The sequence below is a fragment of the Crassaminicella thermophila genome (genome assembly GCF_008152325.1).
GTDB lineage: Bacteria > Bacillota > Clostridia > Peptostreptococcales > Thermotaleaceae > Crassaminicella_A > Crassaminicella_A thermophila.
In genome coordinates, this window is record NZ_CP042243.1 from 2,658,642 (window position 1) to 2,677,044 (window position 18,403).

At 32.0% G+C, this 18,403-nt stretch carries 16 protein-coding genes; 1 reads left to right on the forward strand and 15 read right to left on the reverse strand.

Features of this window, described 5'->3' with window-relative positions:
• Positions 1-42: 42 nt before the first annotated feature.
• The 13 genes from FQB35_RS13470 to mreB form a co-directional block, all read right to left on the reverse strand.
• Positions 43-1,263, reverse strand: coding sequence for a nucleotide sugar dehydrogenase (locus FQB35_RS13470; protein ID WP_148810370.1), 1,221 nt, complete (start codon positions 1,261-1,263; stop codon positions 43-45).
• A 30-nt stretch (positions 1,264-1,293) separates the two neighbouring features.
• A complete protein-coding gene (locus tag FQB35_RS13475; RefSeq protein WP_148810371.1) occupies positions 1,294-3,147 on the reverse strand; it encodes an alginate lyase family protein in 1,854 nt (617 codons plus the stop codon).
• Positions 3,148-3,160: 13 nt separating this feature from the next.
• Positions 3,161-4,420: a glycosyltransferase family 4 protein gene (locus FQB35_RS13480; RefSeq protein WP_148810372.1), complete on the reverse strand. Its 1,260-nt coding sequence runs from the start codon at positions 4,418-4,420 to the stop codon at positions 3,161-3,163.
• A gap of 33 nt (positions 4,421-4,453) precedes the next feature.
• Entirely contained in the window at positions 4,454-5,059 is a 606-nt protein-coding gene (locus FQB35_RS13485) for an acetyltransferase (protein ID WP_231701804.1), read from the reverse strand.
• Between the two features lie 11 nt (positions 5,060-5,070).
• Positions 5,071-5,745 carry a sugar transferase gene (locus FQB35_RS13490; protein ID WP_269902692.1) on the reverse strand — a complete coding sequence of 225 codons (675 nt, stop codon included), beginning with the start codon at positions 5,743-5,745 and terminating at the stop codon, positions 5,071-5,073.
• Position 5,746: 1 nt separating this feature from the next.
• Complete coding sequence (locus tag FQB35_RS13495; protein WP_148810374.1) at positions 5,747-6,859, reverse strand: DegT/DnrJ/EryC1/StrS family aminotransferase; 1,113 nt, start codon at positions 6,857-6,859, stop codon at positions 5,747-5,749.
• Positions 6,860-7,127: 268 nt separating this feature from the next.
• Positions 7,128-10,058: an O-antigen ligase family protein gene (locus FQB35_RS13500; protein WP_148810375.1), complete on the reverse strand. Its 2,931-nt coding sequence runs from the start codon at positions 10,056-10,058 to the stop codon at positions 7,128-7,130.
• A gap of 28 nt (positions 10,059-10,086) precedes the next feature.
• Positions 10,087-11,385 carry a GumC family protein gene (locus FQB35_RS13505; RefSeq protein WP_148810376.1) on the reverse strand — a complete coding sequence of 433 codons (1,299 nt, stop codon included), beginning with the start codon at positions 11,383-11,385 and terminating at the stop codon, positions 10,087-10,089.
• Positions 11,386-11,424: 39 nt separating this feature from the next.
• Positions 11,425-11,856 (reverse strand): 3-hydroxyacyl-ACP dehydratase FabZ, encoded by a 432-nt coding sequence (fabZ, locus tag FQB35_RS13510; RefSeq protein WP_148810377.1) that lies wholly within the window; start codon positions 11,854-11,856, stop codon positions 11,425-11,427.
• Positions 11,857-12,253: 397 nt separating this feature from the next.
• Positions 12,254-12,601: a rod-binding protein gene (locus FQB35_RS13515; RefSeq protein ID WP_148810378.1), complete on the reverse strand. Its 348-nt coding sequence runs from the start codon at positions 12,599-12,601 to the stop codon at positions 12,254-12,256.
• 10 nt (positions 12,602-12,611) lie between these two features.
• Positions 12,612-13,406 carry a flagellar basal-body rod protein FlgG gene (gene flgG, locus FQB35_RS13520; RefSeq protein ID WP_148810379.1) on the reverse strand — a complete coding sequence of 265 codons (795 nt, stop codon included), beginning with the start codon at positions 13,404-13,406 and terminating at the stop codon, positions 12,612-12,614.
• Between the two features lie 15 nt (positions 13,407-13,421).
• Positions 13,422-14,495 carry a flagellar hook-basal body protein gene (locus tag FQB35_RS13525; protein WP_148810380.1) on the reverse strand — a complete coding sequence of 358 codons (1,074 nt, stop codon included), beginning with the start codon at positions 14,493-14,495 and terminating at the stop codon, positions 13,422-13,424.
• Positions 14,496-14,612: 117 nt separating this feature from the next.
• On the reverse strand, positions 14,613-15,644 hold the full coding sequence (gene mreB, locus FQB35_RS13530) for a rod shape-determining protein (RefSeq protein ID WP_148810862.1): 1,032 nt from the start codon (positions 15,642-15,644) through the stop codon (positions 14,613-14,615).
• A gap of 513 nt (positions 15,645-16,157) precedes the next feature.
• On the opposite strand from mreB, the gene spoIIID reads away from it, so the two are divergent.
• Positions 16,158-16,412, forward strand: coding sequence for a sporulation transcriptional regulator SpoIIID (gene spoIIID / locus FQB35_RS13535; RefSeq protein WP_148810381.1), 255 nt, complete (start codon positions 16,158-16,160; stop codon positions 16,410-16,412).
• A 42-nt stretch (positions 16,413-16,454) separates the two neighbouring features.
• Here the strand turns inward: spoIIID and FQB35_RS13540 are convergent, their stop codons facing one another.
• Both FQB35_RS13540 and spoIID read right to left on the reverse strand, forming a co-directional pair.
• On the reverse strand, positions 16,455-17,246 hold the full coding sequence (locus FQB35_RS13540; protein WP_168198358.1) for a M23 family metallopeptidase: 792 nt from the start codon (positions 17,244-17,246) through the stop codon (positions 16,455-16,457).
• Between the two features lie 66 nt (positions 17,247-17,312).
• Positions 17,313-18,296, reverse strand: a complete 984-nt coding sequence (spoIID, locus tag FQB35_RS13545; protein ID WP_148810383.1) for a stage II sporulation protein D — start codon at positions 18,294-18,296, stop codon at positions 17,313-17,315.
• Between the last annotated feature and the right edge of the window lie 107 nt (positions 18,297-18,403).

An 18,403-nucleotide genomic window follows, 5' to 3' on the forward strand; every position in this document is an offset into this window, starting at 1 on the left:
TTCAGTATATTTTTTTATTTGAAATATCTGCTTTAACTCATTTTACAACTTATATGCTTCATCAAAAGTGCAAACATTTTTAGTATCAAGTACATGTTTATCTCTTATAAGCTCCATATTATTTTTAATATGATCATGCCCCACCATGATAACAAGTATTTCTATCTCATTTAAAAAGTCCTCAAAATTCATAAATTGATGATCCACAATCCTTGTCTTAACAAATGGATCATATACTTTTACTCCGAATGCTAAGTGTTCATCCATTCTTTCTAAGAGTTGTAATGTCGGGCTCTCTCTTGTATCATCAACATTTTCTTTATACGCTAATCCGTATAAACCAATTTTCGATATATCAGTAATATTATGCTCTCTCATGATATCTCTAATCCTGCCAAGTACATGAGTAGGCATAGAATCATTTGTTTTTCTTGCTGTCAAAATTAAATTCGTTAGGTCTGGATAATCTCCAACTAAAAACCATGGATCTACCGAAATACAGTGACCACCTACTCCAGGACCTGGTTGTAAAATATTAACTCTTGGATGTTTATTCGCAATCCGAATAATTTCATATACATCCATATTATCAGCACGACAAATTTTAGCAAGTTCATTTGCAAATGCTATGTTGACATCTCTATACGTATTCTCAACAACCTTAGACATTTCTGCAGATCTAATATCAGTTACTACGATCTCAGCCTTACAGAAACTAGAATATAGTTCTTTTACTTTTTCGCCGATTCTAGAATCATCAGCTCCAACTGTTCTAGAATTATGTTCTAGTTCATAAATCATATTACCCGGAATAATTCTTTCAGGAGCGTGAACAAGATGAACATCTTCTCCAATCACAAACCCTCTTTTTTTAATTTCTGGACGAACATATCTATCAATTGACCCAGGGGATATAGTGGATTCAATGATTATAATTGCACCTTTATCACAAACATCTAAAACTGTATTCACAGCTGATATTACATACTTTGGGTCAAGTTTTTTACTGGAATTTAAATATGGTGTTGGAACAGCAATAATATAAGTATCTGTTTTTTGATATTCAGTAGTAAACTTAATTCCATTAGATAAAGCTTTTTTGAACAGTTCTTCTAATCCTTTTTCTTCAAAAGAAAGTTTGCCTTGAGATAACGAATCTACTAACGTTTTACTAATGTCAGTTCCAATAACCTCTACACCACTTTTTGCAAACATGAGTGCTGTTGGAAGTCCTATGTAGCCAAGTCCAATTACATTAATCATCTTTATTACCTTCCTTTAACTTCTAATTCATTAAAAAAGTTGTATTTCAAATCTAATATGACATTTTTGTTTTTCCATTTTTTTGTATATAGAAACTAGATTAATCTCTTCATTCTTTAAATAATATAAACTCCTAAATGCTCTCTTTACATCAAAATTTCCTATATTTATTATTCTAGCAATTACAATACCATCATCTAATAATTCAAAACCTCTATCTATCATTTTAACTTCACAGGGTGTGTGAAAACTTAATTTGCATTGATTTCCATCTCCATTTACTATATCTTCTATTAAGTATCCACCCTCTATTTTTTTGATACTTCTTGTATGAGAGTAACCATTTTTTGATATCATTGTTCCTTTAAATCTCTCTTTAGTAAATTCTACATCCTTTGCTTTAGACCAATCATAAATTAAAAATGGACCGCGCTTTTTCATTTGCTCTTTATCATCAACTTTTACTGTATTATGTGCTGCAGTTAAAGCCATTTCCTTTCCAATATCAGTTGCATATGAATATGTGCCACTATCACATAAAATGTTTTTCCCTTTATGCCATAAATCAATATGTAACTGATCCATTTGAGCAGGTCTTGTCTTAAAATTCTGAAGAACTGTCATTAAAAATCCATCTTTATGTCTTAGTGAATAAAATCCAGATTCTTTATATCCACTTGACTCTTTTTTTATATTGGCATATTCGCTTTTATCAAATTGTTCCTCAACAAACCATAACAGTTCTTCATCATACTCTCCAACTTCATACAATCTTTTATCATCCAATAAAAAATAAATTGTATTTAGAACTGGTCTAAAGTCTCTATATCCACAAGATGTAACGGGAAAAATCAAAGCCCCATCATTAGAACCATAGTTTGGTACATCTCCATTATCTTCTTGCATTTGATACATTAACAGAGCGCTCTTCTTTATTAATTCTTTACTAGTATCAGATAACGACCTTTTGGTTTTGTTACTTATCTTTAGTACAAACTCCATTATTTGAAGAGCAAACCTATGATAGTTAAAAGAGTATTGTATATAGCCCCCATCAGCTAAAAACTGATTTTTAATTTCTTTATCCAGCAATCGATATGCCTTATCTAACTTAATGTTATCTTTACTACACCATGCACCAATTATTAAGCCTGTAATCTCTGAAAGTGTGTGATTGTTTTTTATGCATTTATGCGCATAGAAGAAGTTAGATAAAACTTTCTTATAGCTTCCTTCTACTAATTTTTTAAGGTTAGCTTCATCTTCCACATTTTCTATTCCACATGACCTAAAAACTGAATATACAATTAATGCATTTATCATCCTAAGCGTTGCTTCTTGTCCACATTTATAATTAGGTCCATATGAGTATTGGTTATCCTCAATCCAGTTTCTAAGTTGCTCTGAAAAAGCTGTGTAATACTTATCATCTTTAGTTATAAGATATGCTCTTGCAAAATAGAAAAAGTGCGTAAATCTTGAAGCTTCCCATATTGCTTTTATATCGCCCCTATCAGGGTCAAAATCGAGTATCTTGTACCATTTTCTATTCTTATCTACTTCAGTTTTTGTTATTGGATTATAGTGCCAATTTATAGAGTTACCATAATCAAGCTCTATAGAAGAAAATGCTCTTATTTTACCTTCAATCGCTCTATCTGCAATTGTAATTACTTCTTCCTTTTTTTCGTCCGATAAATTTGAAAGAAATTTTTCAATTCTTTTTGCATCAATATCGAAAATATCTATTCTTTTTATACTTACATTTCTTTCAAACAATTTTTCTGTAGATGGTATTGTTCTCATCATTTTCAGCTTCGCTGAATATAGTGAGCGATTAATTACCCACAGCAATCCATATTCATTTATAAGTGATTTAATCATAACAACACCTCTGCTATTTTACATCTTCTATTACTTTTATAAGTTTCTTTGTTAAAACTTTAAAATCAAAATCTTTAGCTCCATTTTTAGCATTTTTTCCTAACTCTTGGTAGCTCTCTCTAGACATATTTTTTATTGTTAATATGGCTTTAGCTAAATCTCTACTAGAAGCATTTTCAAGTTCAATACCACATCTATACTTTTCTATCATAGAATATCCCATTTTAACAGTTGAAATAATAGGCTTCCCTGAAGCCATATACTCAAACAACTTGTTCGAACTATTGCCTCTAGTCCAGTTATATTGCGTTTGAGAATAATTAAGAATGTTTACTGATGATTTACTCAAAATATAAGGAACAAATTGTTTGTTAATAAAGCCTTTCATTTTGACATTAGATAGTCCTTCATCTTTTACTCTTTTGTCTAGCATCTCTTTTTGATTTCCATCACCATATATCAAGAACTGAATATCCTTTTTATCTTTTAATAAAGCTGCTGCATCTAGAATGTTACCCACATTGTTTACAGGTCTAATTGCACCCACATAAACAACATTGAACTTATCAGCATCTAAATCAACATCCTCAAATTTCTTTTCCTCAATAGATTTATTAAACGCTTCTACATCAACGCCGTTATTTATATAATGTGCTTTCTTTAGATTAATGTCTCCACCTTGTAAAGTATCCCACTTCTTTTCTTTTATATAATCTGTGTCACCTTCTTTAGTGAATATAAGGGCATCAGCTTTTTTGTAGATCCAATGTTCTCCTGCTATTAGTAATTTCCCCAATAAACTTTTTTCTTTAGCCTTATTGAATGCAAAGATTGCTTCTGGCCATAAATCGCGTACTTCACAAATACAAGGAACACCAAGTTTTTTCGCAACCTGAATCCCTGCAACCATTGTTAATGGATGTACGCTTGAAGCAAGAATAATATCAGGTTTACCATTAACTTGTACATATTCTTTTGCAACTGAGAGTAAATTTAAATAAAATAAGCTCATATTCTTAACTCTATCAATCCCATTACCAAGTGCAATTGTAGTTTTTACAAATACAAATGGAATGTTATTTATAACGTCTATAGCATACTTCTTATCACCTGTGTCAATGTATTCCGTTTTGTTATGGTATGTATTAGCACAAAAAATTATAGCTTCATAACCTTCATTCATTAAATTCTCTGCAAACCAATAATGACGTCCTCCTTGATTCTTATACATATCTGTCGCATAATGATTCCACAACCATATTTTTTTCTTCAATTTAAGTCCACCTCAGTTACACCAACATTTTTATTAATCTATCTTCCTCACTGGAACCCCAACATAAGTACCCGATTCAGTTATATCCTTAACCACCACAGAACCTGCACCAACTTTGCATCCATTGGTGATGTTTATGTTATTGCTTACTGCACTTCCAATACCAATCCATGAGCCTTTGCCAACCTTTACATTACCAGCTAGATTAGCTCCAGGTGAAATATGAACATAATCTTCTATAACATTATCATGATCTATTGTAGATCCGGTATTGATAATACAGCCTTTACCAATCCTTGTTGAACTATTAATTACAACACCAGCCATGATCACCGTCCCAATCCTAAGTTCAACCTCTGTTCCAATAACAACATTAGGGTGAACTAAAACAGGAATACTTGCTCCTGCAACTTCAAGTTTCTCCTGAATCTTTTCCCGAGTTGCATTATTTCCAATTGCTACGAATATGTCATAATCTTCTATATACTTTAAGGCATCTGCTGACTTACCTATTACTTCTAATCCCATAGATGATTTTATGGACTCGTTATTGTCAAGAAAAGCTATACTTAACCATTTATTCATTTTTAATGCAATGTCAGCAACTACTTTTCCATGTCCACTAGCCCCAATAATCAATAATCTATTTTTCACAATTTCACACTCCCTGAAGGTGACCCTCTAAAAGGCTCCATCGTAGCAGATGTATTTGAACTAATACCTTCCCTAACAAAAACCTTCTTTATAGTCAGAAATATAATCTTCCAATCTCCAATAAAGCCAACATTATCAACATACTCAACATCAAGATTAAACTTATCTTCCCAGCTAATAGCGTTTCTACCGTTTACCTGCGCTAAGCCCGACAAACCTGGTCTTACTTCATGCCTACGTTTTTGATAATCATTGTAGAGTGGTAAATATTGAACAAGTAATGGTCTTGGCCCAACAACACTCATATCCCCTTTAAGAATATTAAAAAGCTCTGGTAACTCATCTAAACTAGTAGATCTTAAAAAACTGCCAAACTTAGTCAGTCTAACACTATCAGGAAGTAACTCTCCGTTCTCATCTCGCTCATCTGTCATTGTTCTGAACTTGTACATAGTGAAGATTTTTTCATTCAATCCAGGTCTTTTCTGTTTAAAGATAATTGGACTACCTAACTTAATCCTAACAAGTATAGTAACTATCAAAAGAACAGGACTTAAAACTATGATTGCTATCAAAGCCAATATAAAATCCATTGGTCTTTTCAAAAACCTTCTATATATTCCACCCTGCTTTAAGGTTGGCTCAATTTTCATTTTAACCTCGGTTTGCATACTACTCCCACAACCCTTTTATAATTTCACAAACTCTCGTAAGATCCTCATCTGTCATCTTCGTATCAGAAGGCAAACATACACCATTCTCAAATAACTTCTCTGATACATCTCCACCAATATAATCATATTTAGCAAAGAACGGCTGCATATGCATCGGCTTCCAAATAGGTCTTGATTCGATATTTTCTTTCTCGAGAGCTTCCATAATATCCAGTGGATTAACTTTACCACTAAGTATCATACATGATAACCAGTAGTTTGGCTCATTCCACTCATTTATTGGCATGAACTTAACTCCTTCTAGCTGACCTAACTCTCTCTTATAAAACTCAAAGATATATTTCTTCTTCTCAATTCTCTGGTTCAAAATCTTAAGCTGTCCTCTACCAATACCTGCTACTACATTACTCATTCTATAATTAAAACCAAGTTCACTATGCTGATAATGTCTTGCTTGATCTCTTGATTGTGTTGCCCAAAATCTCACCTTAGCAATTCGTTCTTCATTATCTGAAACAAGCATCCCACCACCTGAAGTAGTTATAATCTTATTTCCATTAAATGAGAAAATTCCATAATCCCCAAAAGTACCAGTGTGCTTTCCTTTATAATAAGTACCTAAAGATTCAGCTGCATCTTCAATTAGTGGTACATTATGTTTCTTGCAAATCTCAACAATCTTATCAATATCTGCCGATAATCCATAAAGATGGACTACCAAAACTGCTTTAACATTTGGATACTTGTCAAAAGCCTCTTTTAAAGCTTTAGGACACATATTCCAAGTTTTATTGTCACTATCAATAAAAACAGGAATTGCATTTTGATAAATAATTGGATTAGCAGTTGCAGAAAAGGTAAGTGATTGACAAAATACAATATCCCCTTCTTCTACTCCTGCAGCTTTAAGAGCAAGATGAATAGCACTGGTTCCTGATGAAAGAGCTGCAGCAGCTTTAGATCCTACCTTAGCGGCCAGTTCATTTTCAAATTCATTTACATTCTTACCAAGAGGTGCTATCCAATTAGTATCAAATGCTTCTTGTATATACTGCATTTCATATCCTTCATCGCTTATATGTGGCGATGCTAAATATATACGTTTACTCATTTTAATCAACCTCGATTCATTTTCTATCTATTTTATGGTATACTATAAAACTGCTTCAAACACATATCAACCTCAGTTACATCAAGTGCTCTAGAGCTTTAAAATACTTTTTTGACTTTTCCTAACCCTATTAAAACACTTATATCCCTTAATATAACTGCATCTCGACTACTCCAACTACACTGAAAACTTGATTACAACAATCTACATATTTTCCACCTTATTCATATACGACTCCTGTAATCAAAATTGATACATCCATTACTTTTTATATGCTCTGAATAATACTAATACTTTTAACATTTATGAATTCATTACCTTTTCCTCTATGCACAATAATCACTCTCTGTTTTTCAGCTACTACATTATTCGGAACATCGATTTCTAGTACTGCTTTTGTAAAATCTTTAGTAGGTTTTATATTTTCTAATTTCGCTATCACTTTAGATTTATTTGATAGATCATATATGTATATATCGAAATCTTCAGACTTCAAAGTACTGCTATAATTTATTTCTAGCTTATACTTTTTCTCTTGTTGTAATGATAATTGATCAATAATCAATACCCCATAATCATTACCTGTGTTTGTAATAGATATATATCCATCTTGCTTTCGTACTTCTAAGTCCCCTTCTTTCGTATTCCATATCCTTATACCATCAGGAATTTTATCCTTGTCAATATCTAAATCAAATTTTTTATACAGAACAACCTTATCTAGTTTCTTTAACTGACCCGTATCCTCTTTGTTATCCATTAAGTACTCCAGTTTTTGAAGATTGTCATCTAAATCTCTATTGTATCTAAAAGGTTGTAATGAATTCTGGCTATGCTTATTTAGTAAAGATTTTATATTTGGAATTCTATCTATAACCATATCTATGCCTGTCTGGTCTTTTATATCTATAAAATACTTACTAAGAGCTAAATATACTTGTGTTTGATCTAAATAATTGTCTACATTCATCGGCTGAACTTCCACTGCTCTATCTATATATTCCAATCCTTTATCAAACTGACCTAATTCCATATATATTCGTGCAGATTTTTTAAGAATTTTAGAATTATATGGCTCTAATTCAGTAGCTTTTTCAATTTCTTGTATTGCCTTTTTAGTGTATAGATTTTCTTTTTTCCCTACTAATGCATATATAGTAGCTAAGTCAGTATGATAAGAACCTTGAAAAGGATCATATTTTGTAGCTTTTTCAAAATATTTAATAGCATTTTCTATAATATTATTCTGAACATATCCTACAGCCTTTTTAGTATATTGTTGCCCAAGCTGCAAAGACCAAGATCCTAATACTAGCAATAAAGAAATGATTATAGGAATAAATCTTATCATGTTATTCTTAATTTTTAGCTTTTGGATCGTAATGTTTGTTTGATTCATCATACCAAAAAGTGTCCATAAGAATATAGCCATAGCACCTAAAGATAAATCAAAATCCATACTACTGTGTATCAACAATGTCAACCATGCTGTACAAAGGGTGATTTGAAGTAGCTTTTCTTTAGTATCATCTGTATTTCTTGTATATTTGTATGTATAAAAGAACATCATTCCAACAAACCCTAAATATAAAATAAATCCTAATGTACCTATTTCGATCCACAATTGCATAAAATAATTATGCGTCTGCGTAGACCAATACATATAAGATTGATACATAAAATAAAGTGTTTGCCAAGCTCCCCCACCAGCACCAAAGATTGGATAATCTCTTATGATTTTAAAAGCATCTTGATAAAATGCAAATCTTCCTTGGACACTTCTTTCATTAGCAGTAAAACTATTAATTCTTGCAATGAATCTTTCAGGAATATACTTGTATTTCAATTTTATATCCTTAATCTTTTCACCTGTTTGATTATCGTATAAAATTGCATTATCAAAAACAACTTCCGTATTTGCATAATAATTTAAAAACCTTACTCTGATAGATTCTGTTGAATCCTTAGTAGAAAAATTTAACGCTAGCTTTTTACTCTCTACTATATTTTTATTTAGCAACGATTCTACTTTTTCTTCATCATTTATACTATATATATCTATTCTTCCAGCATAAGCTTTATTTTGTGGATTTTTTGCTATTGTATTTACTTCTAATCTATATTCTTTGTTTTTCAAAACATTTGTTACATTACGATTTACAATTTTATAAAGATCTTTTTCACTATCCATATTAGACAAGATCAATGGTTGGGTCGCATTTAGAGCAACCCCTCCCATTAAACCTATTATTATAATTATTATAGCTCCGACTGCAAAAATATGTTTATGTAATTTATTACTAAAATTCTCTATTTGTTTTTTACATAAATAAGTAATTCCTACTGTCACGAATATGGAAACAAGTAGTATTCCCCACTGTATTATTCCATACCTGTTTTCAATTCCCTTGGTAAACAATAATGAAAAAGCTGTAGCAGGTATAGCTGTGATAAATCCGTAAATAAAAGTTTTCAATTTATGATTACTTGGTACTATAACGAGATATATTCCAAAAATAATAGGAGCAAGTAGCCACATTCCTCTTGAAAAGGTAGGAATAAAAGTAAATATAAACAAATTTGAAAGACCTGCATAAAAACACTTTTCTTTTATGCTTTCACTATTTTGCAATAATCCTAATGCTAAAATAAATAATGCAAATAAATAAGATGCCAATGCATTTGGATACTGAAAAGTAGAATTAATACGTCCTGAAACAAAAGCTCCATTATAATGAAATGTTCCTATAGCACTCCCAATTCCAATAATAGAAACTATTGCTCCACTTAAAAGCAATACGTTTAATATTGTCTTTTTATTTTTTTTATCATCTACTGTAAAATCTCTTACAAGTAAATAGATCATATAATAATTAGTATACTTTAAAAATTCACCTATAGCCAGTCTAGTATTTACTCCATAGAAAATAGAAAGAAAATACATTCCAACAATAGCTAATCCTAATAGATCAGGTATGGAACGAATCATTCTATCATTCGATCTTATTTTGGTAAACATCCATATACACGCCAGTCCAAAGGTAAATATATGCGTAGGCAAAAGCTCCTTATCAAAGAACAATCCCCTGAAAAATGGTGGGTAGAATAATAATATACATAGTAATGTAAAGAGTATACTATTCTTCCCAGTTTCTTTATCATAATGCAATTTTCTTTTGCCTGTTAACTTTGTAGCCATAATAACCTCCAAATATTATCGGTAATTTTTATGATACCCCTTTGTTTGTAACTGCTGAATTTTTCCAGTATTCTTTAAAGAATGCTAAAAATACCCCTATCATAATTCCTAATACACCTGCAATAGCCATGTTTAACATTTTTTTAGGCCCTACCGGTTCTAACGGTACTACAGCCGGCGATACAATACTAATGGTTGCATCTCCAATGGCTGAGGATTTTGCTATTCTTGTTTCTTCATACTTTTCTAAAAAAGCGTCATAAGTCTTTTGTGCAACCTCTACCTTTTGCATAATTGTTTGTTCTTCATGCTGCTTTTCAGCTAAATCAACTTGTAGCTGTTCTAATTCTTTCTGCGTGCTTTCAACTAAATTTTTTAGATTGTTCTTTTCAGAAACAGTTTTGGCTAGTTCTATTTTCAATCTATCGATCTGCGTTTTTAAAGTTATATAAGCTTGATTAATTTCTTCCGTTGTGATCTGTACAGTATATAGTTCCACTGCATCTTTTCCTGTTTTATCTTTTATGATTTGAGCAAAATATGGATCATCTGATAAAGTCTTGATTAATGTAATTTTGTCAGGCGTACTAGTTAATGCCTTCTCAGCTACGCTAAGTGCTGCACTTAACTTTTTCTCTTCTATTTGAGCATTTACTAAATCTGTTTTGTACCTTGTAATCAATTCTAGCTTTGAATCTACTTCTTTTTGCAATTCTTCTTTTCCTTTTGGTTGTGAAAGATATTCTTTGTATTCTAATAATACACTATCTAAATTTTTCTTTTCTAATACTAATTGTTGCTTCATAAAATCTGATGACTTTGCATATTGTGTTTGTGCATTTTTTGATACAAACTCAGTAAATTTTTTAGCTATAGTATTTGCAATATCTGTAGCTACTTTTTTATCTGTATATTTTATTTTTATATTGATTAAGTTTGTATCTTTTATAGTTCCAAGTTCTATCATATTTTTTAAATCTCTTCTAGTTATATTGATTTTTTCAAGGTTTAATTCATCTATTGTCTGCTGCAATACATGAGGGTTGTTAATCTGTTCTTTGTATGTTTCTACACTCATCTCTGGATATTGTGCCATTACATCAAGTAATCCTTTAACACCTTCTTCTTGTTGCCTTAATTTGTTGTTCATGCTTGAAGCCATAAGTACTGCCTTTGCTTCATATACTGGATCTAATACGAAAAAACTTATAACAAATGCCCCAATTAAACATATAAGGGTAACCCCTATAATCAATTTTCTCTGTCTTAATAATATCTCTATTAATTCTCTTAAGCTTATTTCATCATACTGAGCTTGTTGCTCCATTATGCTTCCTCCATTCTATAACCTCATAATAAAATAATATTATTCTTGCTCAATCAATGCAAACTTTATAGTAGCCTTACAAGCCACTTCATCCCCTACAAAGGCAACAGCTTCTCCTTTTCCCATTCCTCGTCTTAAGCTAACCATCTCTACCTCTAGCCTTAATGTATCTCCTGGTACTACTTGCTTTCTAAACTTTGCATTATCTATTCCTGTAAATACAGCTAGTTTTCCTTTGTTTTCTTCCATTGATAATACAGATACTGCCCCTACTTGTGCTAATGCTTCTATAATTAGTACCCCAGGCATGATTGGGTTCCCTGGAAAATGACCTTGAAAGAATGGTTCATTGATTGTTACATTTTTGATTCCTACTGCTTTTTTTCCTGGTTCCATATCAATGATTTTGTCTACTAATAAGAATGGATATCTGTGTGGAATAATTTTTTGAATTTCTATGTTATTTAGCATTTTTTTACACTCCTTTTTTATAATCCTTAACTCTTTTATTTTACAAGAATATACAATATTAATCAATAAATTATAGGATTTTGACAAAATATACATGCTAAATTTTTACTATTATGTAAAAACAAAGAGTCAACCTTAGCTGACTCTTTCAGACTATAAACAAAATAGAATTATTCTGAATGAAAAATAAAAGCGAATAATTACAAAGCTTTAGCAAAGAAAACTTGATTAAGAATTTCAGAAAAATCCGTAGGCTTAGCATGGACGCTAAGCCAGCAGCCTACAAGACTGGATGTCTTGATTAGGTGCGTTAGGATTTTTTTGAAATTATGAATCTTAGTTTTTTCTAAAGATTTGTTTATGAGCATTATTTTTCAATTCATTGATAAATATAGCTTTATTTCTTTTTATATTTCATTGAAAGCTGTTTATACATCTCTTTTGCAATTCCTATCCCTTGCCCTTTTGAAGCTTCTTCTGCTAGCTTTTCATCAAGCATACCTTCAAAGATTTCTCTCGCATAGCTTTTCTTTATAAAACCATCTTCTTTAATAGTATTTCTCATATTTTTTAACATCATATTTACAAACATAGATTCAAACTGTCGACAAGCATCTAACAGTTTTTTATCATCCTTTGCTTTTTTTGCTTGCTCAAGTGCATTTTTAAAGCTATCTTCCTTTACTTTGCTTTTTTCGTATTGCCCTTTGTTTATAGGAGATAATGAAATTGGATTGATTTTCATATTGAATCATCTACCTTCTCAAATTATTTGCTTGTTCTAGCATTTGATCTGCTGTTTGAATAGATTTTGAGTTGATTTCATAAGCTCTTTGAGCAGTAATCATCTTGACCATTTCTTCAACCACAGATACATTTGATGCCTCTAAAAAACCCTGTTTTATTGAACCTGCTTCCCCTTCATATGCTTCAAAGGCTTCTCCAGAAGCTATAGTTTCTCTGTATAGGTTTTGTCCTATAGATTCTAATCCAGCAGGGTTTGCAAATCTTACTAAAGTCATCTGACCAATTTCTTCACTTTCTTCTTCTCCTTCTCTTTTTACATTAATCACGCCATTTGGTGAAACAGTAATTTCCTTTACATTTTCTCCTAATTCTATATCTCCAGCATCACATTGAACAAAGTATCCATCTGATGTAACTAGCCTTGCTTCATTATCCTCTACACTCAATTTAAAGCTTCCATCTTTAGTATAAAAAAGGTTATCATTCATATCACGTACAACAAAGAAGCCGTCTCCATCAATAGCAAAATCTAAATCATTATTAGTTTGTTCTGGGTTTCCTTTTGTAAATGAACGTAGTGTTGCCATAGGCATAACCCCATGTCCTACTTCTAAATTTACTGGTCTTCCTTCACCTTCACTAATGCTTTTGTTGTTTAATTGTTCATATAAAAGGTCCTTAAATTCAACTCTTTGCTTTTTATATGCTGTGGTATTTACATTTGCTAGGTTATTAGCTATTGTATCAACATTCAATTGCTGTGCTTTCATTCCAGATGCAGCAGTCCATAACGCTCTCATAATTTTTCCTCCTTTTTATTAAACTTTTCCAACCTCATTTACTGCTTTTCCTAAAGTATCATCATAAGCCTTTATAACTCTTTGTCCCGATTCATAGTTTCTAAATATTGTCATCATTTTTACCATTTCTTTTATTGGATCTACATTAGCTTTTTCTAAAAAGCCTTGATGAATAGTTCCTGTAAATGGAGCCTCCTTTATTTGTGCTCCTTCTGCCATTTTGTAAAAATTACTTGCTTCTTTTCGCAAATCCCCTAAATTCTCTATATTAATAACTTTTATTTTATCAATAAATTCACCATCTACAATGATTTCCCCTGCTTCTGAAACAGCAATCTCTGATCCTTCAATAACAATCGGACCATACTCTCCTATTACAGGATATCCATCTAATGTAACAAGCTCATTATTGTTATTTAGCTGAAAACTTCCATCCCTCGTATAGCGAATTCCATCAGGTGTCTCGATTTGGAAAAATCCCTTTCCTTTTATCCCTAAATCCAGATCATTTTCAGTTTCAAATAACTGCCCTTGTTCATAGTTTACAACTATCTTATCTACCGTAACCCCTGAATTTAGAGTACCAATCACTCCTGGCGGTGTAGGCATAACTAAACTATCTACAACATTTCCATCTACGAGTACTTGTCCACGTTCATTGACCTCTAACTGCCCATCTCCTACATATATAGGCCCTTTGTTTCCTAATACTAAGTATCCTCCTTGTGTATCTTTATTTCCGTCAGCATCCCTATAATATGTGCTCAGGTATCCATCCTTGTTAATAGTAAAATTTAAGCTTTTCTGATAGCTTATACCGTTTATAGTTTTTGTACGAAAAAATCCACTTGTTGTATTTACTGTATATAGTCCATTATCCTCTTTTACTTCAACCCCTTTAAATACTTCATTATTCATAAAAGGATTTGAAGCATTAATCTTTTTTATCAGAATTTCCGGAAAAGATTCTGAAATAAGTAAATCCTTTTTATATCCTACTGTATTGATGTTTGCAATGTTATTTGTAATAACCTCTAGCTTTCTGTTGTTTGTCTTCATACCAGATGTTGCTGTATAAAGCCCCCTGAGCATATATTTCAACTCCTTTTATACATAATACTACACTTTATATCGGCATTTTTACTAAAAAACTTTATAACAAATTAATAAAAATCTACCTTTACTCCTCATAAAGGTAGACTTCTAAACTTACCTAGATGCTCTAAAATTTCTACTACTCATCATACTCTTTTCTAAAATATGAATAGACTCTAGTGATTTTCCTGTCCCTTTCGCAACACATTCAATAGGATCCTCCGCAACATAAGTAGCTATCCCCGTTCTTTCTTCAATAAGCTTATTTAAACCATTTAGCAACGCCCCGCCGCCTGTCATAACAATTCCTCTATCACTTATATCCGCAGCAAGCTCTGGAGGTGTTCTTTCTAGTACGGCATGTACAGCTTCTGCAATTGACATAACTGGTTCTTCTAAAGCCTCTAGCATTTCTTCAGATGTGACCTTTATTGTTCTTGGAAGTCCAGATACCAAATCCCTTCCTCTACATTCCATAGTCACGTTTTTAAATTTAGGATAAGCTGTTCCTATATTAATTTTTAAACTCTCCGCAGTTCTCTCCCCAATTAAAAGATTATGTTTTTTGCGCATATATCTAACAATAGACTGGTCAAATCTATCTCCTGCACATTTTATTGATCTGCTTACTACTACACCACCTAGAGAAATTACAGCAATATCTGCTGTCCCTCCTCCAATATCTACAACCATATTCCCATCAGGCTTTGATATATCAAGGCCGGCACCAATCGCTGCAGCAATAGGCTCTTCTATAAGATAAGTAGTACCTCCACCTGCTTCCCTTGTAGCCTCAATTGCAGCTCTTTTTTCAACTTCCGTTACTCCGCTTGGCACACAAACAATTATCTTAGGCTTAAAAAATCTACTTTTTCCACAAGTTTTCTTTATAAAATAGCGAAGCATTCTTTCTGTCACTTCATAATCTGATATAACCCCATCTTTCAAAGGTCTTATAGCGACAATATTGCCAGGAGTTCTCCCTAGCATTCTTCTTGCTTCCTCTCCTACTGCTAAAAGCTTATTGGTATTTTTATCAATCGCTACTACAGATGGTTCTTTTAAAACTATCCCCTTCCCTTTTATAAACACCAAAACACTAGCCGTACCTAAATCAATACCTACTTCCATTCCTAATCCAAACATTTCGATCCCCTTTCTCTTAAAGGTTAAGTTTTCTTTTATGTTATCTATTTTATATAAAATAAACATTTTCAGGCTATAGACAAAATAGAATTTTATGAATGAAAAATAAAAGCGAATAATTACAATGTTTTAGTAAAGAAAACTTGATGAAGAATTTCGGAAAAATCCGTAGGCTTAGCACGGATGCTAAGCCAGCATCCTACAAGACAGGACGTCTTGATTAGGTGCGTTAGGATTTTTTGAAATTATGAATCTTAGTTTTCTCTAAAGCTTTGTTTATGAGCGTTATTTTTCAATTCATTGATAAATATAACTTTGTCAACAAGCTCATTTTGTTTTATTTACTATAAATATGTCGCATCCAAATTTACTATATTCTATATAGATTTTATAATTCCTTTTTAATTTTAAAGATTTTGACAGTATCTTTTTAGAGTAGTTATTTTCTGTTCTATTGATAACATCCCCTGCATAGTATTTATCAAGGAGTTGATTCAAAGGGGGGTTAAGCAAGTGAAAGACTATATAGAAGAAAGAGCCATAGAAATAGCTGAATATATTATAAATGAAAAAGCTACCGTCCGCCAAACTGCAAAGGTTTTTGGTGTAAGCAAAAGCACAGTACACAAGGATGTAACTGAACGACTTCCTAAGATAAACCCTCTAATAGCTAACCAAGTAAAGAAAATACTTGACAGAAATAAAGCTGAGAGACATATAAGAGGTGGCAGAGCAACAAAGATGAAATATAGAGGTATTCACGAATAGATAAAAACAGGGGAGCTCCCCTGTTTTATGCTGTTTAACTTATTATTTCATATGTAAATAATTGTTTGGATTTACGTTTTTTCCATCTACTAGTACTTCAAAATGCAAATGTGGTTCCTCAAGTATTTCAAACAAAGCAGTCTTTCCTACACCGCTAATAATTTGTCCTTTTTCTACTCGGTCTCCTACCTTTACCATACTGTCTGTACTAAGATTTGCATATTTTGTTATCATGCCTTCATCATGAAGCAAAGAAATAGTAATCCCTAGTTTAGAATCTCTAGTTACTTCTATAACTTCTCCTCCTAGAGCTGCAACAACAGGAGTATTTTCTTTTGCAATAATATCAATTCCATAGTGTGTCGTGTATTGATCTAGTGTTTTTGAGTATGTAAGGGTATCCACTGCATAGTCCATCCCTCTTTTTCCTACTACAGGAACCTTCATTTCTTCTTTTGTGCTTTTTTGTTGAGTTTTTATTTTTTCTACCTTATCCTTATGTTTTGATTCTAATATTTCTTCTTTTTTCTTTTTATCTTGTTCTGCTACAGATATAGATGTAACTGTTTCATCTTCCTCGATATCTTCAACCACAATAGTAGGCTTTTTTGGATTGTACTCTGTCATATCCAAATCATCAGCCATATCATTCTTATCTTCTAATGATGGGGGAGATATATCTTCCGTAGCAAGTTTGTCTATGTTTATTTTGCTAACCCATACGGCTGTTGTAGCAACAATGCATATACAAAGAAACAAGATGATATAAAAACCTTCCTTATCTAGTATTTTATAAATGCCGTTCTCTTTTGAAAACCATTTTTTCAAACCCATATAACTCACCTCCATCTAGTATTCTTGACACTTTGATGGATTTCATACATGGGTATGAAACATTTTTTACTTCATCTTACTAATCTCTACTCCTACATAATAATGCTTTAATATTTCATCAAAGGTATATCCTTTTTTTGCCATTCCATTGGCACCCCACTGGCTCATCCCTACCCCATGACCATAACCATTTGTAGTAAATCTCATTTTTTCTCCATAAATAGCTACTTTAAAATTCGCTGATCTTAATCCTAACAACTCTCTTATTTCTCTTCCTGTTAATATTTTATTCCCAACTTGCATTTTTAAAATTCTTCCACCATCACTTCTTTCTAATATCTTTAATGAAGATTTAATATTTGAAGCATTGATATTGCAATCAGGATATTTCTTTTTTATTTTTGATACAAAAGTTGCAATAGAAATATCCTGTTGATCTGTCAAGTGAGGGGCTTCCTGTTCATAAGGACTTTCTACACTTCTAAGGTATGGAACCCATGCAGCAAAAACATCTTCTGAATTTTCTGTTCTGCCACCGCTTGTAGAATGAAACAATGGTTGGTCTACAGGCTTATTATCATAAGTCATAATCAATCCTTTTGTTTCTTCTACTGCTTTCTCTATTTTAGGCCAATAATTTTTCATCCAGTTTTTTGATTTTAATTCTCTTAAACGTTCCTTTGACAACCAAACTTGACAATGAACCGAATCACATAACTCTGCTCCTGGATGACTTGGATGTCCATTTTTTCCGTATGCACGCATTCTAGATACAGCGTAACTCCTCGCTGCAACTGCTTGTGCTTTTAAAGCTTCCATCTCAAAAGCTGCTGGCATTTCTCCTGCCACTACCCCTTTTATGTATTCCTCTAAATCCAATGTTTTTATTTCCCCTGTTTCATGCATATATACATGAACAACCTTATTGCTTTCTACAATTTGCTGTTTCTCTATTTTTGGTTCAATAACACTGCATCTTTGGATCAATAAAACAGGAATCAAAATAGTAGTAATAAATACACTAAAAATTAAAACAAAAACATTTTTCATCCGTTTTCCCCCTTTGCGTCTTTCGTATATTACTCTAACTTGTACATTTTATGAGACGCAAAAAGGAAATATGACTGAAAAAAAATGTGTCGATAACCGACACATTT

Bases quoted from the DNA above. Each gene is read 5' to 3' on its own strand.
- FQB35_RS13500 (WP_148810375.1), bottom strand. From the start codon at position 10,058: ATGGCTACAAAGTTAACAGGCAAAAGAAAATTGCATTATGATAAAGAA.
- FQB35_RS13470 (WP_148810370.1), bottom strand. From the start codon at position 1,263: ATGATTAATGTAATTGGACTTGGCTACATAGGACTTCCAACAGCACTC.
- FQB35_RS13475 (WP_148810371.1), bottom strand. From the start codon at position 3,147: ATGATTAAATCACTTATAAATGAATATGGATTGCTGTGGGTAATTAAT.
- FQB35_RS13505 (WP_148810376.1), bottom strand. From the start codon at position 11,385: ATGGAGCAACAAGCTCAGTATGATGAAATAAGCTTAAGAGAATTAATA.
- FQB35_RS13540 (WP_168198358.1), bottom strand. From the start codon at position 17,246: ATGGGTTTGAAAAAATGGTTTTCAAAAGAGAACGGCATTTATAAAATA.
- mreB (WP_148810862.1), bottom strand. From the start codon at position 15,644: ATGTTTGGATTAGGAATGGAAGTAGGTATTGATTTAGGTACGGCTAGT.
- FQB35_RS13515 (WP_148810378.1), bottom strand. From the start codon at position 12,601: ATGAAAATCAATCCAATTTCATTATCTCCTATAAACAAAGGGCAATAC.
- FQB35_RS13495 (WP_148810374.1), bottom strand. From the start codon at position 6,859: ATGAGTAAACGTATATATTTAGCATCGCCACATATAAGCGATGAAGGA.
- FQB35_RS13490 (WP_269902692.1), bottom strand. From the start codon at position 5,745: ATGCAAACCGAGGTTAAAATGAAAATTGAGCCAACCTTAAAGCAGGGT.
- FQB35_RS13525 (WP_148810380.1), bottom strand. From the start codon at position 14,495: ATGCTCAGGGGGCTTTATACAGCAACATCTGGTATGAAGACAAACAAC.
- fabZ (WP_148810377.1), bottom strand. From the start codon at position 11,856: ATGCTAAATAACATAGAAATTCAAAAAATTATTCCACACAGATATCCA.
- spoIID (WP_148810383.1), bottom strand. From the start codon at position 18,296: ATGAAAAATGTTTTTGTTTTAATTTTTAGTGTATTTATTACTACTATT.